The organism is Leeuwenhoekiella sp. NPDC079379, assembly GCF_044542075.1.
GTDB lineage: Bacteria > Bacteroidota > Bacteroidia > Flavobacteriales > Flavobacteriaceae > Leeuwenhoekiella.
In genome coordinates, this window is sequence record NZ_JBITTU010000004.1 from 239,224 (window position 1) to 264,066 (window position 24,843).

Sequence of the window (24,843 nt, forward strand, 5' to 3'; positions counted from 1 at the left end):
TTGTGCCCGTTGAACAACCTCCTGTTTAATCAAATTATGAATTAATAGCAGTTTTTAAGAATACCATACACTTAGAAAATAATAACTTACCTATTTCTCAAAATCAGTAGAGTCCTCTTTTCTTAGAAAGTTAGAGTTGTGTAATGGTTAACTATGTTGTATGTAGTACTTATTCAATTATTTCTTTATAATGTTCTATTCTTTTTTCCAATGTATTTAGCTTTCCAAACTCAAAATATTTAATCATTTCGTAATAAGATTCAGTCTCTAAAAGATTTTTGTCGTAATAATTCAAGTCCACAATTTTTAATCTTTCCGTTTTATTTATGAAGTCAGATTTTTTGTTTGGGTTTATATTTTTGCTGTAAACCCAATTTGTGGTTATCCAATTATTAGAAAGCCAACCTGCTAAAGTTAAATTGTCATAATATCCGTAATAAAGTGTTTGTGCATTAAATAAATGTCCAAATTCCCTGTCCTTATTATAAAACGTGTGTAATAGTTTTATAATCATTTTTAATTCAAAACGTAAAGTAAATTTTTCGGTTTTTTCTTTTCCGAGTATGAATTCAGACAAGTCTGTTAAATCCTGTGGATATTCCGATGTTACAATTTTACAACCTGCGTGTTTTGCAAAATACCTGTATAAATTTCTTTTCTGTTCAACCCAATTTTTCCCGTAAATATTCTCAAAATTTAATTCTGCTCTTTCAAGTAGCAAGTCGTAATTTTGATGACAATAATTGATAAATATATCGTAAGCATCGTCGTGTTTTCGTGTTAGAGTTACATTGCATTTAGTACAAATAATTTCAGGGAATTTTAAAATTCTATCCTTATAACTTTCTATTTGAACTGCACTTTCTTGAATATAATAGCAGTCAAATTTTTTTCCGTAAAAACGTTTTAAATCAGACGCTTTGAATTTGTGCTCTTTCGAGTCAGCTAAATCTCCACAAATCCAACAGTTTTCCATCCGTAGTTCGTTTTTTTTGCATTACACACAACTAGTTATATCACTATAAATGTACCCATTATACCCTAAATTTTTCCGGGATAAAAGGAACTTTTGTTCCTGTTTATCAGTTGATAGAACTAGGTTACTATATCCAAAATAAACGAGCTTACACAATTCCCTAATCTCAAAAAAAGTTTGTAGTCATTTTCAGAATTTAAATAAGACCTGTATAGTTTTATCAGGATTATACTAGAGTATTTTTTATTAAATAATCAGGAGAAACAGCAGTATAGCATTCCCCACTCAAAGCCTAGGCAAAGGCCACGATAGAGTATGAAGAGTGTATGAAATTAAAATTTCAAAAAAAGTGAATTTCATTATTAAGCATTTCAAAATCTTCTTATTCAAATACTAAACAGATCAACATAGTAGAGGTGTATGAAATATTTGATTACTAAGGATAAAAGAAATTAATATTGTTTTGACTTAATTATGACTTTTTAGATTGGGAAACATTTTTTCTACCGCTTTGAAGAAATCTGAGATATCTAAACGTTTTTCTTGACAAATTTTAAATAACGTTTCAACTGGGATACGATAATTAGACTTGCTTTTTATTTTGCGAACAGTACTTTCTAAGATATTATGATGATCTGCAAATTCAACCTGAGTTCCACCTTTGGAAAGAAAGGGATCTATCCATTCTTTTGTTATAAACTCACATATAGCTGAATTAATATCCTTACCCATACGAGCAAAGGAATTATAAACATTAAGAATTTTCTCGTTCGATCGAACGAGGTTAAGATTATTTTACTATATTTGACTCATAATTATATATTTGCGAAACTTCTTTAAGTAAAATATTAGAAGCATTCGCTTTGAATCTCGAATCTAAAACTGGTAATTTTAAACAGCGAGAGGATAAGCCGGGATGCTCACGACCCGGGCGTGGGCTCTCACTTATTGCTGTGCGGTATACCAGTACCCAGATTCGATAAGCTGAGACCTGCGCCTTTTATTTTTGGCTCAAACTTCACTTTTCAAAGTCATTGTTTCTTCATAAGAGGGCTAGCAGCTGTACCCTAATTCAAAATGTGCTCTTGGGCTGGTATAATCGTATACCTGCTTAAGGTCAGTACACCCCTAATTCAAAACTATGTAGAATAACAAAAGCGGGTAATGTTATGAAGCGATTTCAAATAGATACACATTATATGGCATTTAAAAATGGATGTCCACGGGCATTTAATACGATTTACGCGCAGTATCACAGGCGCATCTACTGGATGGGCAGAAGTATCATTAAAGATGCTTATGTGGTTGAAACCTTAGTACAGAATACCTTTTTAATACTGTGGAATAAACGCGAGCAAATCGAGTCGCCCAAACACTTGGTTGGTTTTTTATATAAGGTGATTTCAACCGAATGCAGGTGGTACTATACGCGTCCTAAAAATCAGTTTTATCGGGATTTTTATTCCTTAGATAAGTTTCCCGACTATCAGGAATATATGTTGGGTTATGATCCTACTGCGGTAGATCAGCATTTGGTAGATCAGCAAAATCGACAGAAAGATTACGAGCAAGTGGTAAATATATTGCCGCTCTTGGGAATGCAGCGCAAACGCCTTATAGAGCTCTGTTTTCAACACGGGTTTAAGTATAAAACCATCTCCGAGCAGCTAGGCATCAGCATTACCGAAGCTAGTAATACGATGAAGCAAACTATTGAACAGATTAAAACCATCATCAATCAAGCTTACCTTCTTCAAACAAATGAAACAGGTGAAGAGCAATCCAAACCTCCAGTTGAAATCACCGAACAGGAAGCCCGCATATTGGAATTACGCTGCGAACAACATTACTCGTTTGCTGCCATTGCTACAGAACTCAAACTCTCTCAAAAAGAAGTACACCGGGCTTTTACTACAGCGTATAAGTTTTTACAGGAAAACCACGAACAGCATTTAAAATCCGCCTGATATGAAAGCGAAAACACTCAGACTTACTCGTAAAATTCAGCTTCACATCGATCTGCCGGATTATGAAGAGCGCAAAGAGGCTATTGCAAAACTCTACGACTGGCAATACTGCTGCTTTAAAGCATCCAATATAATTGTAACCCATCTCTACGTTCAGGAAATGATTAAAGAGTTCTTTTATTTAACCGAAGAGATTCAATACAAATTGGCTGATGTCAAAAAACACGAAAACGGCATTATAAATCGATCCCGTCTCAATAGCACGTATCGGGTGTTATCGGATCGATTTAAAGGACAAATTCCAACCAAAATACTGACTAATTTAAATCAGAATATAGAGCGTTCGTTTATTAAAAACAGACCGAAGTATTGGAGCGGAGAACGCGCTCTTGAAAACTTTAAAAAGAATAATGGTTTCCCCTTTACCTCAGAGAGTATATCTGGGTTTAAATACGACGAGGATCGAAAAGTGTTTTGTTTTCGCTTATTTACAATTCCTTTTTGCACCTATCTGGGAAAGGATTTTACAGATAAACTCAGTTTGTTACATCGATTCATCAAAGGAGAAACCCGCTTGCGAACTTCAGAAATCAGACTTAAGGATGGGAAGATCTTTTGGTATGCAGTATTTGATGTCGAACAAGAACAGCACGCTTTAAAACCTCAGGTTATCGCTGAGGCTTCTTTATCATTAGAATACCCCATTTCGGTGAAGGTTGGCCGCAGCCGAATGAACATCGGCACCAAAGAAGAGTTTTTATACCGAAGGTTAGCGATTCAGGCTGCCCGTAAACGAGCTATAGCGGGATCGGTATATTCCCGGGGTGGTCACGGGCGTAAAAGAAAACTTAAAGCGGCAGATCCATTTAAAGAAAAAGAAAAGAATTATGTAAATCAGCGCTTACACATTTACAGTAGAAAACTCATTGATTTTTGCGTAAAGCATCAAGCCGGTACACTGATGCTGGTCGATCAAGAAGCTAAAATCGAAGCAGCAAAGGAGCAACATTTCGTTCTTAGAAACTGGTCGTATTATGAATTAACCCAGAAAATAGCATACAAAGCTGAAAAAGCTGGTATTGAACTGGTGGTGGGGTAGTTTAATATCCATCCCCAGTCCTTCTTTCAAAGGAAGAAAAACGATAAAATTTGAATATAAAAACGAGGGTGCTTGTACACCCGCAAAGTGTGGTCAGTGACACACACCAAATGCTGCAAGGCATATACAACGGTGGGACGCGCTCTCTAAAATAGTATTATTTAATATATGAGAACTGCCAATGAAAGAAAAACATCTGCAATAAGTCGCTCACTAAATTTTAAACCGGGGGCATTTAGATCAGTATAATTTTGAATCCCAAACTTTCAATTCTGAACTAATTAGGAGGATGTTCGTACAGCTGTAAAGGTGATGTTAATGGCGCGCGCTAAATGTTGCTGGGCATATACACCGGCTGAGTTCACTTGTAAATATAAATCGCCTTTATTTAAAATACCAATAGCGTACAGTCAACTTGTGTTTCATAAAACCAATCAGTAATTATTCTAACTGGCTTGCTCATCCTATTCTAGTTGAAACTCAACTTGTAAATAATAATTTGATTCAAGTTATTATAGATTGTATTAAGCTTTTTATTCTTTATGGAATAAAAACTCTTTACCTCCTTGTTTCAATATCATCAGATTTTCCGCTAAATTGAATTCTATTTTTACACCAGCTTGCTTAAAAACAAATGTGTTGTTCGAAATAGGCTCTAGTGGAAATGCTGATTGACCAGTAGCCTGAGCTAACAGTGTAAAATCTTCTCTAGTAATAGTAATTTTTGGAGGGATCTGTTCACTGGAGTAGGTTCCTAGAAAATTTTCTAATTCTTCTTCGGTTATTTTTATTGATTTAAATTCCGGTAAATCAAATTTTCCTTCATAAAAGCTACCTAAAACGGCCAGTAGTATGTCATTTTTATCATAGTTTATCCCATTTCCCGTTAAACTAATTGCGAGTTGATCATCAGGAAAAAAACTGGTAACAGATTGAAACCCATCAATCCCTCCTGTATGTCCATAGCTCCATTTATCGTTATATGGAAACTTAAACAGGCCTAGGCCGTATCCATTCTTTATGGATTTCATGAGCTCTAAATTATTTTTCGAAATAATTTTCTCGTTAAATAGCGCTGTAATGAAATTATTCAAATCCTCAGGAGTTGAAATAATAGCGCCAGCTCCTTGAGGAATAGACATATCTGTCTCAGTTTCTATATTCCACTTTCCTAGAAATGAATAAGATAGTGCTTCATTCGCTTTTGGATTTATTTTTTGACCGTATGCTGTATTTTTTAAATACACCGGTAGAATTATTTTAGTTTCAAGAAGTTTGGCGAATGATGTTTTATAGAGGTCTTCTAGGATGAAGGTCAATAACACGAAATTAGAATTGCTGTACTCACTTTTGGAATTGGGTTCAAAATCACTTTCAAAACCCGCTATTCTTTCAAGCATATTATCTTTTGATTGTTGTGTTTGATTCCAGTCTAAATAATCTTCATTTCGAGTGAAATCGTGAATACCGCTGCTGTGATTCAGTAAATTTTTGATAGTTATATTATCAGCATTTACAATCTCAGGATAGAACTGATCTAGATTATCATCAAGCGCTAATTTGTTCTCCTCCACGGCTTTTAATAGTAGTGAAGCTGTAAACATTTTAGATATTGAGCCTACTCGATATTTGGTTGAATGATTGGATTTAATGGAATCTTCGATACTTACAAATCCAATAGTTTTCTGATACAAGGTCTTTCCGTTTTGAGTTACAGAAAGACTGCCCATAAATTTATTATGGCTTTCGAGCAAATCAAAAAGGCTGTCTAATTTTTGGGTATCAAGTTCTTGAGCTAAGCAAATTGAGGTAATAAAAAGCAGGATTGATGTGATGAATGATTTTTTCATATTAGTGTTTATTGATTGATCTTTTAAACTTTAGTAATAGAGTCAGAATGAGGTAAGCAATTAATGTAATCGCAACCAGTGTAGGGATAAACCAATTCCCTAAGATTTCGGTGACGCTTGGATTTTTTATATAGTCAGAGTTGAGTTTTCCCAGAAGCATAAATGAATCATCTTTGAAATAAAGACCAACTTGATCTGGATTCTTTAGTTTGAAGTAAATAAGAATAATAAAACCGAATAGACAGATATAGAGAACACCGAATACCACATAAGAAATACCATTACCTATATTAAGCGCTATAGCTTTAAATAAATGGATAGGGTTGAACGTGCGCGTAGCTTGTTCTAGTTTTTTATCTGCGATTAAAGGTTTCAAGACTTTCTCCGGATCACCAAGTTTTTCTAAGAGGTCTAGAAGATGATCGGTTTCTCGTTTGTTAGTTTTTCTTGCAAGTCCTTCGTATATATGGCTATTAAATTCTAAGAGCACATCTTGCTGATCACTTTTAGAAAGTGATGAAAGTGTTTTTTCGATGCGCTTCATATAGCTTCTATAAATACGTTGAGAAGCAGTTTCTTTAAATTGAATTTCCTTTATTTTCATTGAGATATTTTTTTAATTGAAGAAGCCAGATCTACCCAATATGTTAGCATTGTTTTGAGAGTTTCCTTTCCGGTTTCTGTAAGTGTAAAATATTTTCTAGGTATACCAGATTTTTGCTCCACCCATTTAGAAGTCACTAAACCCTCCTTTTTTAACCTGTTCATAAGGGGGTAGAAAGTTCCTTCTGCAATTTCGATTTGGGTTAATTTTTTTACCTCTTCAATAAATTCATATCCATAAAATTCTTTATCCCTTAGAACATTGAGGACAATAAAAGTCAAGGTTCCTTTCTTGACTTGAGATTTCCATTTTTCAACAAAAATTATATTCATAAGGTAAATGTATGACAAAATACATAGTATAACAATGTATTGCGTAAAAATATATATTAAAATATTTATACGGTCTGAATCTTTTTAAAGTTGGTAAGCGATATTTAAAAATGCTGATGAAAAGAAAAAACTGAAAGCTATTTGCTAAACCTTAGATTATGACATAAAATATTCTATTTATTAAAAGCGAAATCATCATCTTACCTAAGCTCCCTTACCCATTATTTTTTCTTTCGAAAAGGCCTTCACAACGGCTAGGTTTTTTTGAAAGAAAAAATTAGTTCTACTTTTTCAATTAGCGCAGCAAAAGGTAAATAATAGTAAAAGCTTGTGAAAGAAAAAGAAATAGGACTATCACTAAGAGCCAATTCGGAATCGTTCGAGAGTGCTTAATCCGTTTTAAGATTTCTTCCTGATTTTCCTGTTGAGCAGTTTGATCAACGTGTAGGTTTCTAAGATGTTCCTCTATTAACTTTTCAATCTGAGTACTGTCTGCTTTTATAGCTGTGCTTTTAAGGCTTTTTTCAATGCGCTCTAAGCGATTGACTTCTTCCTTAAAGGAATGTAATTCTTCAACGAGAAGTTCTGAGATTAGTTCCAACTTTGTCATATTCCAATTCCTTTATCGATTACAATTTTTAGGACCTTTTTGGCTACAGCTTTCGCCAGGCTTGGTGCAATGGGTACGCTTGTTCCCGATAAAACAACACTTTTTGCACGGTTGATGGATCTGAGCAAATTACTGGCAGACATCGACCGGTTAACGGCACTACCTTTTATACTTTGCCCTTGGTACTCAAAACGAAAACCCTGCAGCTGTTTGGATTTGTTGATTATCGGTATTACATCAATTTGCTGATCTCTCATTCGGTTGATATAGGTCTGAAGATCTTTAGTTCCATGCTGACTGATGGCGTTTTGATGCGCTTTTTGTATTTCACCTCGAGTATGTGCGAGCGCTTTATTTTTTTCAAGCTGTACGTCCTGCACGGTTTGAATACCCATTTGCTTTGCGGTTCGCTCTGCAGCCCACTGACTTTGCTTTCCGATAAAGCTATCTTTGTAAGCCTTCCCGCTCAGATCAATACGGTTTACATAAAGATGTACATGGGTATGCTCCTTATCCCGATGCACATAAGCGACCGCCTGGCGTTCTTCTAATTTCATTTGCTGAATGAAGGTTTTGGTAAGTTCGCTCAGGTCTTTATTATTCATTTTGGCTCCGTCATTAACTGTTGGGCTTAGAATAAAACTTAAGGTATTGCGCTCACAGTTTTGATTCAGGTGTTGTACCGCCTCAAACTCTCTGGTGATTTCTTCTGCAGTATCTCCAACGATTAGGTGACTGTATACCTGCTCAGCTTCTTTATCTGGATTATTACCGTATCTCAAAGCTCCGAGTGTACTTGATATAGAACTTCCTTTGCCAATCATGGGATGATGCTTTTAAGATGTTTCTTGATTTCTTTAGCAACTAGATTGACTTCCTGACTGAGTTTTGGATTCCCTTTTTTATACATATTCCCGATGCGTTTAAAGTTATTGTGATACTTCACCAACATTTTATAGGTGTTGATATGCTCTTCATTCATCCGCTCTATGATCTGTTGTTCTATAAGGCTATTTCTACAAAAAGCACTTAGGCTTTTGCCTGCTGCTTTTGCTTTTATCTGCAGCAGTTTTTTCTCATATACGCTGCATCTGAATTTGATAAGTGCTCGTTTCATTGTTTGTATTTTTTTCTTTGCAACCATCGGGAGCAAAGCAAGATTGTGGCCACAGCCACACATCTTGCCCTGCTCTCCAGAAATCAGTTTTATTTCCTTTTCATCAGCCAGTCATTGAGGTCATTTTCATCAGAATAGAACTCAGATTTATCAATGCATTTTGAATTTTCATTTAAGAATAACTCCGTGGTTTTTCTTCCGGATTCATCCCGATCCAGATACAATTCAATAACTTCATAATTATCAAAATAGGGGAGAGCCCTATCCGCAAAAGCAATGGAGTTTAAAATTAGAAAATCAGCTTCCCTTTTTAAATTAGGATATAATGCAGTCAGCGATAACAGATCAAACATTCCTTCCAGAACAATTAAATTTTCAGACCGATTTTTAATCCAAGTCAGATCTTTTGGAGCGCTGGACGATTTAAAATATTTGTTTCTAAGTTCCCAGCCACCAGAATTGTTTTGGAACCCAATGGAAAAACCATAGCTATCATTAATCGTATAGTGAATCTCCCTACAGAATTCTTTGGCTACAATTAGACTAATTTTTCGTTTCTTCAGATACTGTAATAAAGCTGGATGTCGAATAGGCTTTATCTGTTTGATTTCAATTTGAGATTCCTTGTTCACTTTTTGTTGCGGTGTTGGAAGTTCATAAGTTCCAGTATTAGCTTGAGCTAAAATTGCTAATGCATCACTTACGGATACTTTTGATAGCGCACAAACTAGATCGATGCAGTTGCCGCCTTTACCTAATCCGTGGTCGTACCAGCAGTTTAATTTTTTAGAAACTTTAAAGGATGCTTGGGTTTCTGACCGCAGGGGACTCAGAAACCAAGCTTCCTTTTCCGTATTGCGAGTGGGAAGGTGTCCTAAAAATTCCAGCGCCTTCACGATGGATATTTTTCGGGCTCTTTCACACGACATTTCTTTTTTTTTCATTTGCATTCTATTTTTAGAAAAAAAATGATGATTTGATGACAAATCTTGTTAAGCCCTATAATTACTAGTCTTACCCTGTCATCAAAAATTCATCGTTTCATCATTTTTGATTTTTTAAGCTTCATTTTTGTCATCATTTATTTTTTTGATGACAGTTTGATGATAAAATAATGACAGCTTCAGCCCTTGTAAACAGTGGGATTGTCATCATCTGTCATCGTCTCATCAAAATTTCGGGTCAGAAATTCCTTTTTTACGGTAAAATAGCGGCCTTTTGCCTCTATCAAATTGATAGATCCATCGGACCAAATAATGAATTTTCGATATTGATTGGAGTTAGGTTGGTTGTTCAATTTCCAGTCTACCTTCAGTAATTTGCGTAGTTGTGTAAGATCTGTTTTGACTCGGGTTTTATTCAATGCATTTAAAGCGTCTAATGGACAAAAATCTACTTCCTCTAAATCAAACTTTTCAAAGACCCCCATAAGAATACTGGCCAATTCTTTTTCAACCCGATTTCTATTGTTTTTTACGAGTTTGGAAAGTGCAGCCGTTTTTATCTGCCCCGGGGTAAACCACATACGTGTTTGGTGGGTAGTGCTTAGCTTTCGGTTTGATAGATGGTATAAGAATGCAGGGATTTCAGCAATAAGCTGCTCCAAAAAGTTCGTTTGCTCTTTTTTAATAGAGGGTACTTTTAGCACCCAAAAGCGAGTTTCATTAGCATCTATCTTTATAAAGTTGTCCTCATTATTACTGCAGAGAATAAACTTGCCAAAGAATTCCACTTCGCGCTTATCTTTTCCTTTAGCTTCGAGCTTATTGATATTTGTAGTGCTCAGGTATTTGATCCGTTCGGTAAGCTCTTCTTTATTGAAAAGTACTTCATCAATACAAATCAGCAGTTTATTGGCCCAATCAGAATTAAACTGACTGCTGAAACTGTCGTTGGTCAGATACGTAAGGTTATTCTCAAAAATGCTTTTAAGCCACTTTAAAAAGGTGCTCTTACCGGTTGAGCGTTCTTTGGAAACCAGGCATAGAATTGGAAGGATTTGAACCGGCTTTGTGTAAAGCAACTGCAGGTAATCCAAACCCAGTTCCAGTTGATTACCAAATATGTGATTAAGAAATTTAGTAGTAGTATCAATAGCCCCTTCACGTGGCTGCTTACCAAGTGGGGAATAGATATTATAAAACCCCTTGTATTCCTGTTTAAAGTCGATGTGATTGGGAATACAGGTAAATCCATCATATTTGGGGATTTTCGTCAAATAGGCTTTTCCGTGATCTTGTTTTATGGTCTCTATATTCCAATGAACCAGAAACTCATTAAAATGACCAGTAATAGTAGGAGCGGCTACCAACTTATAATAGGTGGTGCCGACCCTTTTATAAGGTATAGCTTTCATAAGTAATTGTATTAATAGTGAAGAGAAACCCTGATTTAAATAGAATCAGGGTCTGGAGATCAGTTACCGCTTTTTCATGGTATAGTTCAAAGCTTCCTGTTTAATCTGCGAATGAGATTTCCGGTGATTTTCTAAAAGCCAGTTATTGAGTAGATCGATATCAAAATAAATAAGTTTACCACCAGGCTTACTGTGCGGAATGCCTCCTAACGAGGTTAATTTGTATAAATAGCTTCTGGAAATGCCTGTATAGTCGCAGGCTTCCTCAACCGTAAGAACCTTTTTGTTAGCTAGTAATAGCGATTCAATGCGTGCTAGCCTTTCGTCTAATTTAATCGTGTTCATCGTATTCGATTTTAAAGTGAATAGTGAACAAAGCGCTTTGTTATATTTTTTTAGAATTCTTGAAATAAAAGTAAAGCTATGATTAATTAAAGCATAGTTTTCAATTCAGGACTTATGCACAAATATTTGAAAAACAAGTGTTTGTGTTAATTGATTTCAGATGATATCAAATCATAGCAAAAAGAATTTTTGCATATTCTTGCGAATAACAAAAACCACTAAAAATTATGCGTGGAATCAGAGTTTATGCAAGTTATCAACAGGTAAAATTTTAGATTTCCAATTTAGGGATCAAATAGGCCGCTTCTTTTTTCTTTTTGTCTACAATTTTAGCGTAGATCTGAGTGGTTCGAATTTCTTTATGCCCCAGAATTTTTGAAACCGTATAAATATCAGCTCCGTGCTCTAGCAGCAGTACAGCGTGTGTATGTCTGGCACTATGAAACGTAATGTGCTTGGTTATTCCCGCACGCATACACCACCGTAGTAGTTCTGCATTAAAATGTGCGCCGTATTTCAAACCCTGGAACACACGAGCACCTTCTTGTTTTCGAGGACCTAAAATGCTCCGCGCCTGTTCAGATACGTATTGGTATTCCTGAGCAGCAGTTTTTTTCTGTTTGAATATAAGTCGGGATTCCTCTTCTTCATCCCGTACTTCAGACCAGGTAAGTTTGTTTATATCGCTCCACCGTAAACCGGTAAGACAGCTGAAAATGAACGCATTTTTTAACATTTGATGCTTACATTCACCTTTAAATAAATTTTGTAATTCTTCGTGAGTTAGATATTCACGTGTGGTTTCACCCATAGCAAACCCTTTCACGGCTGTAGCATAATTGCGGCTGGTATATCCATCGTCAAAAGACTGGCGTAAAGCAGCTTTAAATTTATTAAAGTATGTGTATTTTGAATTCTGAGATAAAAGAGTTCCAGATTTAGTCTTTGCTTTTTTGTTCAGGTATTTTTTGAAACCCACGATAAAATTTTCATCTATATCTTCAAAAGTAGTATTCTTAGTTTTGCAATAGCCTTCGATATGATTTTGAGCAGCATCCCAATTATCGTAATTACCTTTGGTCTCATAACGCTCTTCCTTGAGCTTTTCATAATAATTGAGAAATAGTAATTTGTCTTTACTACGATCTTTAATTCCGTATTTGCCTTGAGCATATTCTGCTCGGCGAATGGATAAGATTTGTTCAGCCCTCAAGAGTGTTTCTTCATTTTCTTTCTTTTCAAGAGCGTTTTTCGGATTTACATATAGATACTGCTTGAGATATTCGAATTCCCTTGAATGGACTTGTTTACCGTTGTCATCCCTAACATTACCTTTATAATATTCGATATATAGGCTGTATTTGCCAGAAGCCAGTTTTTTCTTTTTTAGCTTGATTATCATCGTCTTACCTTTTTATAAAAATAGATAAAAAAATGAAACGAGGTGTACCACGGTACACCTCGTTTATGTATTTAACATTGAGGTGTACCAGAGGTGTAACAAAAGGTCAATTATAGGTGAATTATGAGAAAATGAGAGTGAATAATTAAGGTTCGTGAAGTGTTGATTTTGTTGGGATTTGTGTTTATTTGATGTCAAATGATATCAGATTAAATTTTGAATTTATTTACCAATACAAAAATTAGCAAAAATATTACCCAGAAGTTCGTCGTTTGTTACCTGGCCGGTAATTTCCCCAAAGTGATATAAAGCTTCTCTAATGTCTATTGCCATTAAATCACTGCTTAATCCATCATTAATGCCTTGTTGTACTTTTTCAATTTCTTCAAGGGCTTTTAGGAGGGCGTCGTAGTGGCGGGAGTTGGTAACTAAAGTCTCGTTATTGCGAAGAGCGCCCATGTTTACAAATTGTAGCAATTGTTCTTTCAAGTCGTCTACACCCAAACCGGTTTTAGCAGAAATCAGAAGCACTGCAGATTTAGTATTTTCGGGTATTAATTGAGATAATTGTTCATTAATGCTGTATTGTTCCGCTTCGGTGAGGTGGTCTATTTTATTTGCGACCAGTACTAAAGGTTTATCCGGAAAACGGTTGCGTATTTTCTGAATTTCAACAATAAATAGATCGGGTTGATTTCTAAACTTATCAGCATTAATGAGGTAAAGAACCACCTGAGCCTGTGTGATTTTTTCAAAAGTTTTTTTGATTCCCAGGCCTTCTATAATATCTACAGTCTCACGTATTCCTGCAGTATCTATAAAACGAAATCCAATTCCGCCTATTGAGAGTTCGTCTTCAATGGTATCTCTGGTTGTACCTGCAATATCGCTTACAATCGCGCGCTCTTCATTTAAAAGCGCATTCAGCAAAGTTGATTTTCCCACATTGGGTTCGCCTACAATAGCAACAGGAATTCCGTTTTTAATAACATTACCGGTCGCGAAAGAATCGATAAGACGTTTTAAAACTCGGGTTATTTTTGTGATCAGATTCTGAAATTCTTCGCGATTGGCAAACTCCACATCTTCTTCTGCAAAATCAAGTTCGAGTTCGATAAGCGATGCAAAATCGAGCAATTCCTGACGTAGTTGAGCGATTTCATTAGAAAAACCACCACGCATTTGTTGCATTGCGATTTGATGCGCTCCTGCGTTATCACTGGCGATTAGATCTGCTACGGCTTCAGCCTGGCTCAAATCCATCTTTCCATTTATAAATGCGCGTAGGGTAAATTCACCGGCTTTAGCAGCCCGACAGCCTTTTCTGAATAAAAGCTGTAGAATTTCTTGCTGAATATATGAGCTTCCGTGACACGAGATCTCAACAGTAGGTTCTCCCGTATAGGATCGTTTTCCTTTAAATATGGAAACTAAAGCTTCATCAATGATTCGGTTTCCATCTATAATATTTCCTAAATGCAGGGTGTGAGATTCCTGATCGTTGAGAATCTTTCCGCTTTTGGCACTAAAAATAGAGGATACGAGGCTTAAAGCATTTTCCCCCGAAACGCGTATTACGGCTATCGCACCCGCTCCCGGTGCAGTCGCTAGTGCGGCTATTGTATCTTGAATTTGCATAGCGGTAAAATTACGAAATATTGCTGTGGCGACACTCCATAAAAAAATCCCTTACAAACGAATTTGCAAGGGATTCATCAACTAACCAACCAAAAAATCAAACTAGATCTCGCTAATCAGGCGAGTCTTACTTTTATTCAATACTAAACTTAAAAACTCTCAGTACAATTTATGATCTGCGACTGCGGTCGCCATATACTTCAATCACTTCAATTTCTTTATCTTTCTTATATTTTCCGTTATAGAAATCACCGGTTTGCTTATAAATACGGCCATTTATGTCGTAATGCATTTTTACATTACCTAGTTTATCTAAACGTCCTTGTTTATACTTTACAGGAATATCCCCAATACGCGCCACCTGGCCGTTACGTAAATAGTCTATTTCTATAGTGCCTATTTGGGTAACCATACCGTTTCTATTATACTGTACATAACCTCTTCGGTAATTTGCTCCGGTGCCATAATTAACAGCATAATTACCCGGATAATAAATCTCTTTAACATATTTACCATTTAAACGGGTAGAAGAGGGTGTTACGTTAAAATCTAAAGTTCCATCAGGATAAACCAGAAATTCTACACCACGCTCTATAAAAATCACCGGACTCATAGTCGTATGATTTAGTAAAACTTTATCGCCATTAGCATTTGTAGGTGCTAAATCTGCTGCCTGCGCAGTTGCTCCGATTACGAAACTTGCTGCTAAAAAAAGTAAAGTGCGTTTCATGTCTTTCTATATTTTAGATCAATTATTAAAAATTAATCCAGTTATACTTAAGACTTTTCAAACGCCGTGCCAAACTCAATATAAGCTCGTTATTTCGCTAAAGCGAAATGCTTAACTTTGGCTTATGTTGCTTTATATCAGCGTTTTGTGTTCGTTTTGTAAACGATTTTTTTAATAACAAATATCGAATACCGAATACCGAATAACCAATAAGGGATTAGAGCTTCTCTTTTAAATACTGAGCCGTGTACGACTTTTTGTTTTTAGCCACTTCTTCAGGAGTTCCCGAAGCGATTAAATAGCCGCCGTTCTCGCCTCCTTCAAGACCTAAGTCTATCACGTGATCTGCACATTTAATTAAATCTAGATTGTGTTCTACAACAAGAATAGAATGGCCTTTTTTAATTAATGCTTCAAACGAAGTCAATAACTTTTGAATATCGTGAAAATGTAGACCGGTGGTAGGTTCATCAAAAATAAATAGGTTTTTCTCTTTGGTGATTCCTTTTACTAAAAAAGAAGCCAATTTAATACGCTGCGCTTCGCCACCAGATAAGGTAGATGAGCTTTGCCCCAGTGTTACATAACCTAAGCCTACATCTTGTAAAGGTTTTAGTTTTCGCGTGATCTTATCCTGTTTAAATTCGGTGAAAAAGGAAATTGCATCATCTATCGTAAGATTTAAGATATCGTCTATATTCTTACCTTCAAACGTAACTTCAAGCACTTCTTTCTTAAAGCGCTTTCCTTTACAGACTTCGCATTCCAGATGCACATCTGCCATAAATTGCATTTCAATGGTAACTTCACCTTCGCCTTTACAGGTTTCGCAGCGCCCGCCATCTACATTAAAAGAAAAATGTTTTGTCTGAAAATTGCGTATTTTACTCAGTTTCTGACCTGCATACAAGGAGCGTATATCATCGTAAGCTTTAATGTAGGTTACCGGGTTTGAACGTGAAGAGCGACCTATAGGGTTTTGATCTACAAATTCGATGTGATTAATGTTATCAAACTTTCCTTCAATCCCTGTCATTTGACCGGCTTTTTCTCCAAAACCACCGGTTTCTTTGAGCATAGATGGGTATAGTAATTTTTTAACCAGCGTACTTTTGCCACTACCAGAAACACCGGTTACAGCTACAAATACACCCATAGGAAAACGGACGTCTATATTTTTTAAATTATTTTCACGAGCTCCTAAAATAGCTACATAATACTTTGAAGTACGGCGTTTTGCAGGAACTTTAATTTCCATTGTGCCGTTAAGGTATTTAGCAGTTAGAGAGTCACTTTTTAAAATGGCATCATAGGTACCTACGGCAACCAAGTCACCTCCAAAAGTTCCGGCTTCTGGGCCTATATCAATAATCTCATCTGCCGCTTTCATAATATCTTCATCGTGCTCTACCACAATTACGGTATTGCCAAGATCACGCAGGTTTTTGAGCACTTCAATAAGACGCTCTGTATCTTTAGGATGCAGGCCTATACTGGGCTCATCAAGTATGTACATAGAACCTACCAGACTACTTCCTAAAGAAGTTGCAAGGTTAATACGCTGTGATTCTCCCCCAGAAAGTGTATTTGATTTTCGATTGAGCGTAAGGTAGGTGAGTCCCACTTTCGCTAAAAACTCCAGCCGGCTTTCTATCTCGGTAAGCAGTCGTTTTGCAATTTTAGCATCGTGCTCTCCTAATTCTAGATTTTTAAAGAAATCTGCAACTTTATTTAGAGGAAGCCCTACCAAATCTGTAATTGTAGCGCCTCCTATTTTTACATAGTTGGCTTCTTTGCGCAGCCGTTTGCCACCGCAGGTTTTACATTTTGTTTTTCCGCGATAGCGCGAAAGCATTACGCGGTTTTGAATCTTGTAAGCTTTAGATTCTAAATATTCAAAAAACTGATTGATGCCTTCAAAATGACTGTTTCCATTCCATAATAAATTCTTTTGCTCTTCGGAAAGTTCGAAATACGGTTTGTGAATGGGGAAATCAAATTTATATGCTGTATTAACTAATTGGTCCCTATAGTAGCTCATACTATCACCGCGCCACGGAAATACTACGTTTTCATAAACTGAAAGTGCTGTATTGGGTATAACCAGATCTTCATCTATACCTATAACATCGCCATAACCCTCGCAGGTAGGACACGCCCCATAAGGGTTATTAAAACTGAACAAATGTACATTAGGCTCTAAAAAGGTAATGCCGTCTAGTTCAAAACTATTACTGAAGTGGCGCTGATTACCAGTTGCGAGATCTTCAATATACGCTTCTCCTTTTCCTTCAAAAAAGGCAGTTTGTACCGCATCTGCAAGTCGGTTCTCAAAATCCTCATCGTTTTTTGTGATTATTCGGTCTACAACCAGAAATAGTTTATCTGAAGATTTAATGCTTCCTGCTTCTTCAATGCGTATAACCTCGTCATTTACTTTAATACGAGCATAGCCTTGTTGTTGTAAAATATTGAGCTTTTCTTCAATCTTTCGACCTTTTTCAACAATAAAAGGAGCCAAAAGCAACAATTTACTGCGCTCTTCAAAACTCTTCACATAGTCAACAATATCTGTTACCGTATCTTTTTTGACTTCGTCGCCCGAAACTGGGGAATACGTTTTACCTATACGCGCAAAAAGGAGTTTAAGGTAATCGTAAATTTCTGTTGAGGTCCCCACCGTAGAACGTGGGTTTGTACTGTTTACCTTTTGCTCGATAGCAATGGCGGGTGCAATACCTTTTATATAATCTACTTTAGGCTTATTAAGCCTACCTAAAAACTGCCGCGCATACGACGATAAACTTTCAACATAGCGGCGTTGACCTTCTGCATAGAGCGTATCAAAGGCGAGGCTAGACTTACCAGAACCCGATAAACCGGTAATTACAACCAGTTTGTTACGAGGTATGATAACATTTATATTTTTTAGATTGTGCAGTTTTGCACCTTTAATAATGATATTTTTTTTAGGATCTGCTTTAGAAACGTCAATAATCATAGCGATGTGGCCGCAAGCGGCATTTAAAACCCCATAACAGAATTAATTTCTAATTGAAATTATTGGTATTAGTCTCTTACAGGAGGTGAATTCTTTTGATACAAAGATAATTTATAGTAGCGATAACACCTCAAAGATTTGCCCAACGTCCTGTTAATGTTAAAATTGTATCGGGGTAGTTGTTTATTTGGAATGAAAGTTGTTATATTTGGCTCACTATAAACCACTAAGCGGAAAGCCTATTCTTGAAAATTACTTTTTAAATTATTGAATTGATCCTAAGGGTCTTTAAACTACAAAAGTAATTTTATGGAAGATTTATTAAATTCTGACGCTGCTTTAGTGAGCAAATATATCAAGGGCGAAGAAAGTGCTCTTTCTGTTCTTATCTCAAGACATCAACAACGTATTTACAGTTTTATTTATTCTAAGGTCTACGACCGCGATGTTACCGAAGATATTTTTCAAGACACATTTATTAAGGTTATACGCACATTAAAACGTGGCGGTTATAATGAAGAAGGTAAATTCTTGCCTTGGGTTATGCGTATCTCACACAATCTGGTAATAGACTATTTTAGAAAGAATAAGCGTATGCCCAAGTTTGACAATACAGGCGATTTTAATATTTTTTCGGTTTTAGGAGATCCAGATTTAAATGCAGAGAAGCGTATAATTAAAGATCAGGTAGAGCAGGACGTACGTAAACTTATAGACGAGTTACCCGAAGATCAACGCGATGTTTTAGTGATGCGTATCTATAAAGACATGAGTTTTAAGGAGATTGCAGAATCTACAGATGTGAGTATAAATACAGCTTTAGGGCGTATGCGATATGCGTTAATTAATCTTCGGAAAGTAATTGAAAAGAACAATATAATTTTAACAAACTAGATTAGACTAAAACTAAGAAGTGTGCGTTATAGAAGTCAATAATCTTCTAAACCACATTTAATGGAAAACATTTACTCTAAAAAATCTCTTTTACAAAACAACAAAATGAATCCTTCGGAGGATACCGTAAACCGGATTTTAAATTATTCTAAGGCTTTAAGTGTTATGAATACCAAGATTGGGAAGGTAGATAACTTTCTCAACTAACAGAAAAGACCCGCTTTTAAGCGGGTCTTTTTTAATTTAGATTAATCGTAGTAGCTGTATTCTGAATCAACACGCTCGGGATCGCCAAATTCCTGTAAGCCGTCGCTTTTTATATTTAGCGCTTCTTCATTTGTAGGTTTAAAATCTTTAGGTAAGTAATATGATTTTTTAAGATAGCTTGTTAGACTGCCATAAGTATCGGTTTTGCGATTAGTCATAAATGACTTTCTATAGGGAAGATTATCGCCTTCATAATATTCTACAATCGCTTGTAAACCTTTTGAATCATACAACTCGTAAGAGGTAGGCAAATCAGACTCCGGCACGTCATAATTTTTAACCAGTGTAGCACTGGTATCTCTGCAAATTAAAGCCTTCTCGTTCTCGTAAAAGCAAATCCTGGTTCCCGTTATTTTTTTATCGTATTCCGGGAAGTCACTTATGGTATCTTTAGGTTCGCTTAAATGGTCTATATATAAAATCGGATTTTCTTTCCTGTCAAAGTGTATTTCTGAGTATTCTATAAGTTCTTCTTTAGCGTCTGCTAATAAGGCGTAATGTTTGTCTATACGAGTTTTTACAGGTTTTGAAGTTTGAGGCGTGGGGGAAGTATTTTTTTGTGAATTGCACGCTGTAATCAAAATAACCAGGGTTAACAGAATATATTTCATTAGGAGATTATAATTTTTATAAAGGTTTGAAAGCGCAAATAAAAGATAATGTTAGAAGATTGAGCTAGACATTAAGTATTTGATAACGCTTTTAAAACATTCATCGCTTTCTCTGCATCTTCCTGAGCTACAAAAATATGATCGTGGTAATAACCGGCAATCACGTTACAACTAATTTGCGCCCGTGCCAATGCACTTGAAAAAGCTGCTGTTAAACCTACCGCTTCTAACGAAGAATAAATTTCTAACGTGATCCAGGATGAACAATAGCTATAATTTAAATGTAGTGCGTCTGCCTTGGCCTGTTCAAGAACAACGGTAATACCTTCGGGTTTTTTAAACTCAAAGAGCGTTTCATTGCGGTTAATAGCGTTGAGATCACCCAACGAACAAAAAACAAAAGTACCGGTATTCAATTTAGGCTTCATACCCTTAATGAGTTTTTTTAAATTTTTCTCTCCTGTCATCACGCTGTTTATAAATAATTGTTTGAATTAAACGATACTCAGAATCATTTAATTTTGAGGCTTACTTCAATAAGCTACTCTAAACGACTAAGCGCTTTAGAATTTCTTAATAAAAATACATACTGAAAGTACGCAGTGGTACTCAAATCGTTTTTGGGATTTATAGATTCTCCAAATAAGCGGGATTTTATTTGTACTAAATCCTGTGAGTTATCGTAAGGCGATGCTGCGCCATCTAGTTTGAATAAAGTAATTGAGTTGGCACTGCTCACTTCTTTGAAGTCTTGTATACCTTTTACCAGCATTAACGGGCCATCTGCATTAACCCAATCAAGCTGCTCACGAGGTGGTGATGGAAAATTAGGATTCTTAGGTAAATACATGGCACTGTTGAGTGTAAAACTTACCATACTCGTAGTCTTAAATTTTGAGGCCAGCAGGTGAGTCGCAAATGTAGTTTTGCCCTGTTCTGTATTACTCTGTAAAACGTGATTAAACCCAAAAAAGCCGTAGAATTTTTTATGCTGAAGGTTTAGCGTTTGTACAGTATGTTTAAAATTAAGTACCATCGCAGAATCTCGGGGAATAGCGGAATCATAATTCTCAAAACTTGTATCTATTCCTAATACTTTAATTTTTAAAGAATCGTGTTGTTTTAAATTGTAGTCGTATAAAGTATTCCATTTTTTAAACAATTGACGGCTCGCCTGCTGCGGAATACGAGTACCTACAGCCGTTACTACATTTTTTAGTAAGCTGGTATCTTTAGGTGTTCGCGCTAAAAACGTATTTAATAAACCAGCTGTTGTACTATCCATTTCAGCAAGATAGTGGGTTACACCTAGCTTTTTATGAAGGAATAAAAAAAGCGTTTTATCTAAGGTTTGATTGTCTGCATAACCGTGTATTTCTCCCAACAAAAATACCTGCGAATTGTAAAAATCAGCATCAAATAAGTGGTCATTTAAGGTGGTATCTAGTACAGTATTATGATTCTTGAGATAGGCGATATGTTCTTTGTTTTTAGAACCTAGAAACAGGCTATTACTGATGTAGATATACAGACTTAAAAGTAGTAGAAGTGCTAATAAGCCACCTAAGAATTTCAGCAATAGCGTAAAGATTTTTTTCATAATGCGTAGTAGTGATTTAATTTAGGCACAATACTACGGTCTAAAAACTAACAGCTGTTTTTTAAATTACCCAATGGTGAATTTTTGATGCTGACGTGTATTTTTTAGGGAGTGAGCGAAATTTGTGAGTCGCTATTGCAACCGTTTTATTTTTAAACATGATTAAACTGTCGTGGGCTTAAGTAACGCATAAGGCATTTTAAAACTGAAACTTATGCTCTTACTTACTATTATAAATTTCAGGGGTTACTGAAATCTCTAAAGCAAAATCACCATTTTTATCGTAGTATTTATAGTCCATTGTGATATTATTATCTCTGAAGTCTTTCAACTCCTTGCTATTTTTAACATTATCAACAATGTTAGATCTAATGTATTTATTAATGGTGTCTAAGTTTAATTCAGCCTTTTCGGTATCTACAAGTGTGTAGTAATAAATAAAATTGGTTTTTCCTTTATGTGATGCACTGTCCAGACGTACATACTGATCAATCTGCATTGGAGTTTCCTTATTAACTTCAATTGCGGCATCTTTTAATTGTGATTCTAAATCTTTTTTAAAAAGTTGCTGTGCTCCATAATATGAAATTACAAATGCAATACTTCCTGCTACTATTCCTATTAATTTTCCTTTATTACTTTGTTTGTCTTGCGCCATAGTTAGGAAGCTATTTAATGAAAAGGTTTTTAAAATAAATATAGGTTATAGAGTCTATCTTCTACCTAAAATTTCTAAATCGTAGTGAACATCTTGCGTACCGTGATATTCTCTACCAAATTTCACCTGCATTTTGTAATCTATTTTATATAATTTAAGAACATCATCTACATCGCTTTTTCTCCTTTTGGCTAAAGCAAACTCATTTAAATGAGTATTTAGCGTACCAAAAGCTAAACCTAAAACGGGTAATCCCACAGTCATTATAAGAAGGGGCACTGTTGAAACCACTCTATTATCAAAACCGAATTTTCCCAATAGAAAACCTCCAACAATTACGCTTAAACCTATAAATAAGAAGATGACAAAATAGAGGTAGGTAAGCAATCTATTACCTTTAATTTTTATATATCTCACATTTACATCTTTGAGAATTTCTTCAAATTTGGTATTGAGCGCGATTTTTGAACAAGTCCTATTAAATTCGGGTTTGCGGTTTGTTAATTCACAGACCGTTCCTGTTTTAAAGTCTTTTAGTTGATGATCACAAAGGGCACAATGTTTAGCTAAATCAATTGAAGTAGTGTTCAACATTTTATTATTTTATCAATTTAAGCAAAAGCATATGAAAGACTCTATTTGAGATACCCTATATAAAGACCTTAAAGTATTTCTGTTTTTAGGCAGCAACAAGTAGAAATGCATCAATAAAAGTCCACACACCATTTTCTTTACGGCAGTATACAAAGCCGCCATCTCCACAAAGACCCCCGCACGCATTCCAAATTTCAAAAACTGCCTGATCTTTATTTTCAGAATAGGAAATAAGACTTAGGCTCACATAGCCCTGTGATTGTGGGTGTATTTTATAGAAATAATCCCAGAAACTCTCAAGATTTTCATAGGTATTAGTTTTAGAAAGTTCACTAATATAGGTAAGCTCAGGTTCTGTAATTAGTGTTATCATTTTATTATTAACACTAAATTTATCATCAAAAAATTTAGTCTTAAGGTTTACTTCAATTAGCTTTGTAAATAAGCTAGCTTCAAAATCGGGATATCTACTTTCTAAATTTTGTTTAACATCTTCCGTAGTCTCAGTAAAAGCACTTGCGTAATTTTCTTCACTAGACTCTTGAGATACAACTACATTGGGTGTATTATATTGCTCTAAAAATGAGCTGTAAACTTTATAATCTTCATCAGAAAATTCATCGGGTGTACTCAATTCAAATTCCGGAAAATCGTCGACGTTATCATCTTTAGAACAACCGGTATTTAAGATAATAAGTAAAAAAGGATTGTGTATTTAAAGTATTTCATTGGTTATAGATTAACTATTAGGCATTAACTAAAATTTACATTTCTAAATTAACTAAGATAACTAATAATTATAGGATAGCATTACAGATAACCTCATTTAGGCATAAAAAAAAGCAGCATACAGCTGCTTTTAAATTTTCTACTTCCTATTCTTATACCATTCATCTACCACAGATTTTCTCCCTATAGTAGCAGTAATAATATCCTTATGTAAATCCCAACCGCGAGCTGGGCTGTATTGGCGGCCGTACCAGATGATTTGCAGGTGCAGCTCGTTCCACAGGTCTTTAGGGAAGAGGCGCTTGGCATCTTTTTCAGTTTGCACCACGTTTTTACCATTAGTCAAATTCCAGCGGTACATAAGTCGGTGAATGTGCGTATCTACGGGGAAAGCAGGTATATTAAAAGCTTGAGAAACCACCACACTGGCGGTTTTATGACCTACCGCTGGCAGTTCTTCAAGAGCTTCAATGCTTTCAGGAACTCTTCCGTTATACTTGTCAATTAAGATATGCGACAGGCCGTGAATTCCTTTAGCTTTCATAGGCGATAATCCCACGGGTTTGATGATTTCCCGTATTTCTTCCACAGAAAGTTTTACCATATCATACGGGTTATCTGCGATTTCAAAAAGCAGAGGTGTGATTTGATTTACTTTTACATCTGTGCTTTGTGCACTCATCAATACAGCTATCAATAGAGTGTACGGGTCTTTGTGATCTAACGGAATGGGAATTTGGGGGTAAATACGCTTTAACGTATCTATAACAAAAGTTACCTTATCGGCTTTAGTCATTATCTGTAATTTTAAGGCTAAAATACAAAGAAGCACAGGTTTTAAGTGAACTTAAAAAGTGCTTTCTGAACTTAAAAATAAAAATTGAAAACTATGAATACATTAAAGGCAGGAGACCAGGTACCTAATTTTGCAACGACAGACCAGGATGGCAACGTGATTAACTGGAGTGATTATAGCGATAAAAAAGTGGTGGTATTCTTTTACCCAAAAGCATCTACGCCGGGCTGTACGGCAGAAGCGTGTAACTTAAGAGATAATTACACAGCGCTGCAAGAGCAGGGATATGCCATTTTAGGGGTGAGCGCAGACTCAGAAAAAAGACAGGCTAATTTTAAAACGAAGTATGAATTTCCGTTTCCATTATTGGCTGATGAAGACAAGAAGGTAATTGATTCATTTGGCGTTTGGGGGCCTAAAAAATTTATGGGTAAAGAGTATGATGGCATTCACAGAATGACCTTTCTGGTAGAAAACGGTACAGTTACGCGCGTGATAGACAAGGTAAAAACTAAAGACCACGCTGCTCAGATTTTAACTGAAGCCTAAATTGACGTTTTAATACCTACTATAAGAAGACCGCTGTTAAGCGGTCTTCTTCGTTTATAAAAATTTCATTTTCAGCACTATAATGTATGTTGAGTTTACATTTAATACGAGAATAATT

General features: G+C 35.7%; 26 protein-coding genes. 4 read left to right on the forward strand and 22 right to left on the reverse strand.

Features of this window, described 5'->3' with window-relative positions; translation table 11 throughout:
* Positions 1 to 169: 169 nt before the first annotated feature.
* Together ACIGAM_RS09395 and ACIGAM_RS09400 are read right to left on the reverse strand one after the other, a co-directional pair.
* Positions 170 to 976, reverse strand: a complete 807-nt coding sequence (locus ACIGAM_RS09395; protein WP_396511199.1) for a hypothetical protein — start codon at positions 974 to 976, stop codon at positions 170 to 172.
* Positions 977 to 1,444: 468 nt separating this feature from the next.
* Positions 1,445 to 1,708, reverse strand: coding sequence for a transcriptional regulator (locus tag ACIGAM_RS09400; protein ID WP_396511200.1), 264 nt, complete (start codon positions 1,706 to 1,708; stop codon positions 1,445 to 1,447).
* Positions 1,709 to 2,145: 437 nt separating this feature from the next.
* On the opposite strand from ACIGAM_RS09400, the gene ACIGAM_RS09405 reads away from it, so the two are divergent.
* Both ACIGAM_RS09405 and ACIGAM_RS09410 read left to right on the forward strand, forming a co-directional pair.
* On the forward strand, positions 2,146 to 2,943 hold the full coding sequence (locus tag ACIGAM_RS09405) for an RNA polymerase sigma factor (RefSeq protein ID WP_396511201.1): 798 nt from the start codon (positions 2,146 to 2,148) through the stop codon (positions 2,941 to 2,943).
* Between the two features lies 1 nt (position 2,944).
* Positions 2,945 to 4,042: a hypothetical protein gene (locus ACIGAM_RS09410; protein WP_396511202.1), complete on the forward strand. Its 1,098-nt coding sequence runs from the start codon at positions 2,945 to 2,947 to the stop codon at positions 4,040 to 4,042.
* Positions 4,043 to 4,575: 533 nt separating this feature from the next.
* Here the strand turns inward: ACIGAM_RS09410 and ACIGAM_RS09415 are convergent.
* The 13 genes from ACIGAM_RS09415 to uvrA form a co-directional block, all read right to left on the reverse strand.
* On the reverse strand, positions 4,576 to 5,892 hold the full coding sequence (locus ACIGAM_RS09415) for a serine hydrolase domain-containing protein (RefSeq protein ID WP_396511203.1): 1,317 nt from the start codon (positions 5,890 to 5,892) through the stop codon (positions 4,576 to 4,578).
* Position 5,893: 1 nt separating this feature from the next.
* On the reverse strand, positions 5,894 to 6,496 hold the full coding sequence (locus tag ACIGAM_RS09420; RefSeq protein ID WP_396511204.1) for an HAAS signaling domain-containing protein: 603 nt from the start codon (positions 6,494 to 6,496) through the stop codon (positions 5,894 to 5,896).
* Positions 6,493 to 6,828 carry a PadR family transcriptional regulator gene (locus ACIGAM_RS09425; RefSeq protein ID WP_396511205.1) on the reverse strand — a complete coding sequence of 112 codons (336 nt, stop codon included), beginning with the start codon at positions 6,826 to 6,828 and terminating at the stop codon, positions 6,493 to 6,495. The genes ACIGAM_RS09420 and ACIGAM_RS09425 overlap by 4 nt, the downstream gene beginning before the upstream one ends.
* Positions 6,829 to 7,123: 295 nt before the next feature.
* Positions 7,124 to 7,438 carry a DUF6730 family protein gene (locus ACIGAM_RS09430; RefSeq protein WP_396511206.1) on the reverse strand — a complete coding sequence of 105 codons (315 nt, stop codon included), beginning with the start codon at positions 7,436 to 7,438 and terminating at the stop codon, positions 7,124 to 7,126.
* Positions 7,435 to 8,262: a relaxase/mobilization nuclease domain-containing protein gene (locus tag ACIGAM_RS09435; RefSeq protein WP_396511207.1), complete on the reverse strand. Its 828-nt coding sequence runs from the start codon at positions 8,260 to 8,262 to the stop codon at positions 7,435 to 7,437. The genes ACIGAM_RS09430 and ACIGAM_RS09435 overlap by 4 nt, the downstream gene beginning before the upstream one ends.
* Positions 8,259 to 8,555 (reverse strand): mobilization protein MbpA, encoded by a 297-nt coding sequence (gene mbpA, locus ACIGAM_RS09440; protein ID WP_396511208.1) that lies wholly within the window; start codon positions 8,553 to 8,555, stop codon positions 8,259 to 8,261. The genes ACIGAM_RS09435 and mbpA overlap by 4 nt, the downstream gene beginning before the upstream one ends.
* 89 nt (positions 8,556 to 8,644) lie before the next feature.
* On the reverse strand, positions 8,645 to 9,499 hold the full coding sequence (locus tag ACIGAM_RS09445; RefSeq protein ID WP_396511209.1) for a toprim domain-containing protein: 855 nt from the start codon (positions 9,497 to 9,499) through the stop codon (positions 8,645 to 8,647).
* 179 nt (positions 9,500 to 9,678) lie between these two features.
* Positions 9,679 to 10,911 carry a primase-helicase family protein gene (locus ACIGAM_RS09450; protein ID WP_396511210.1) on the reverse strand — a complete coding sequence of 411 codons (1,233 nt, stop codon included), beginning with the start codon at positions 10,909 to 10,911 and terminating at the stop codon, positions 9,679 to 9,681.
* A gap of 63 nt (positions 10,912 to 10,974) precedes the next feature.
* A complete protein-coding gene (locus ACIGAM_RS09455; protein ID WP_396511211.1) occupies positions 10,975 to 11,256 on the reverse strand; it encodes a helix-turn-helix transcriptional regulator in 282 nt (93 codons plus the stop codon).
* A gap of 271 nt (positions 11,257 to 11,527) precedes the next feature.
* A complete protein-coding gene (locus ACIGAM_RS09460; RefSeq protein ID WP_396511212.1) occupies positions 11,528 to 12,658 on the reverse strand; it encodes a site-specific integrase in 1,131 nt (376 codons plus the stop codon).
* 222 nt (positions 12,659 to 12,880) lie between these two features.
* Complete coding sequence (mnmE, locus tag ACIGAM_RS09465) at positions 12,881 to 14,296, reverse strand: tRNA uridine-5-carboxymethylaminomethyl(34) synthesis GTPase MnmE (RefSeq protein WP_396511213.1); 1,416 nt, start codon at positions 14,294 to 14,296, stop codon at positions 12,881 to 12,883.
* Positions 14,297 to 14,465: 169 nt separating this feature from the next.
* Positions 14,466 to 15,026, reverse strand: coding sequence for a hypothetical protein (locus tag ACIGAM_RS09470; protein WP_396511214.1), 561 nt, complete (start codon positions 15,024 to 15,026; stop codon positions 14,466 to 14,468).
* Between the two features lie 217 nt (positions 15,027 to 15,243).
* On the reverse strand, positions 15,244 to 18,027 hold the full coding sequence (gene uvrA / locus ACIGAM_RS09475; RefSeq protein ID WP_396511215.1) for an excinuclease ABC subunit UvrA: 2,784 nt from the start codon (positions 18,025 to 18,027) through the stop codon (positions 15,244 to 15,246).
* Positions 18,028 to 18,336: 309 nt separating this feature from the next.
* Here uvrA and ACIGAM_RS09480 point away from each other — a divergent pair, with 309 nt between their 5' ends.
* The gene (locus tag ACIGAM_RS09480) at positions 18,337 to 18,921 is read left to right on the forward strand and encodes an RNA polymerase sigma factor (protein WP_028374679.1); all 585 of its coding nucleotides are present in this window, start codon (positions 18,337 to 18,339) and stop codon (positions 18,919 to 18,921) included.
* Positions 18,922 to 19,169: 248 nt separating this feature from the next.
* Here the strand turns inward: ACIGAM_RS09480 and ACIGAM_RS09485 are convergent, their stop codons facing one another.
* The 7 genes from ACIGAM_RS09485 to nth form a co-directional block, all read right to left on the reverse strand.
* A complete protein-coding gene (locus ACIGAM_RS09485; protein WP_396511216.1) occupies positions 19,170 to 19,799 on the reverse strand; it encodes a hypothetical protein in 630 nt (209 codons plus the stop codon).
* Between the two features lie 71 nt (positions 19,800 to 19,870).
* Positions 19,871 to 20,266 carry an ACT domain-containing protein gene (locus ACIGAM_RS09490; protein ID WP_396511217.1) on the reverse strand — a complete coding sequence of 132 codons (396 nt, stop codon included), beginning with the start codon at positions 20,264 to 20,266 and terminating at the stop codon, positions 19,871 to 19,873.
* A gap of 74 nt (positions 20,267 to 20,340) precedes the next feature.
* Positions 20,341 to 21,399 (reverse strand): hypothetical protein, encoded by a 1,059-nt coding sequence (locus tag ACIGAM_RS09495; RefSeq protein WP_396511218.1) that lies wholly within the window; start codon positions 21,397 to 21,399, stop codon positions 20,341 to 20,343.
* A gap of 220 nt (positions 21,400 to 21,619) precedes the next feature.
* Positions 21,620 to 22,057, reverse strand: coding sequence for a hypothetical protein (locus tag ACIGAM_RS09500; protein WP_396511219.1), 438 nt, complete (start codon positions 22,055 to 22,057; stop codon positions 21,620 to 21,622).
* Between the two features lie 54 nt (positions 22,058 to 22,111).
* Positions 22,112 to 22,651 carry a hypothetical protein gene (locus tag ACIGAM_RS09505; protein WP_396511220.1) on the reverse strand — a complete coding sequence of 180 codons (540 nt, stop codon included), beginning with the start codon at positions 22,649 to 22,651 and terminating at the stop codon, positions 22,112 to 22,114.
* An 85-nt stretch (positions 22,652 to 22,736) separates the two neighbouring features.
* The gene (locus tag ACIGAM_RS09510; protein ID WP_396511221.1) at positions 22,737 to 23,285 is read right to left on the reverse strand and encodes a hypothetical protein; all 549 of its coding nucleotides are present in this window, start codon (positions 23,283 to 23,285) and stop codon (positions 22,737 to 22,739) included.
* Positions 23,286 to 23,519: 234 nt separating this feature from the next.
* Positions 23,520 to 24,176 (reverse strand): endonuclease III domain-containing protein, encoded by a 657-nt coding sequence (gene nth, locus ACIGAM_RS09515; RefSeq protein ID WP_396511222.1) that lies wholly within the window; start codon positions 24,174 to 24,176, stop codon positions 23,520 to 23,522.
* 93 nt (positions 24,177 to 24,269) lie between these two features.
* On the opposite strand from nth, the gene bcp reads away from it, so the two are divergent.
* Positions 24,270 to 24,725 carry a thioredoxin-dependent thiol peroxidase gene (gene bcp, locus ACIGAM_RS09520; protein WP_396511223.1) on the forward strand — a complete coding sequence of 152 codons (456 nt, stop codon included), beginning with the start codon at positions 24,270 to 24,272 and terminating at the stop codon, positions 24,723 to 24,725.
* Positions 24,726 to 24,843 lie beyond the last annotated feature (118 nt).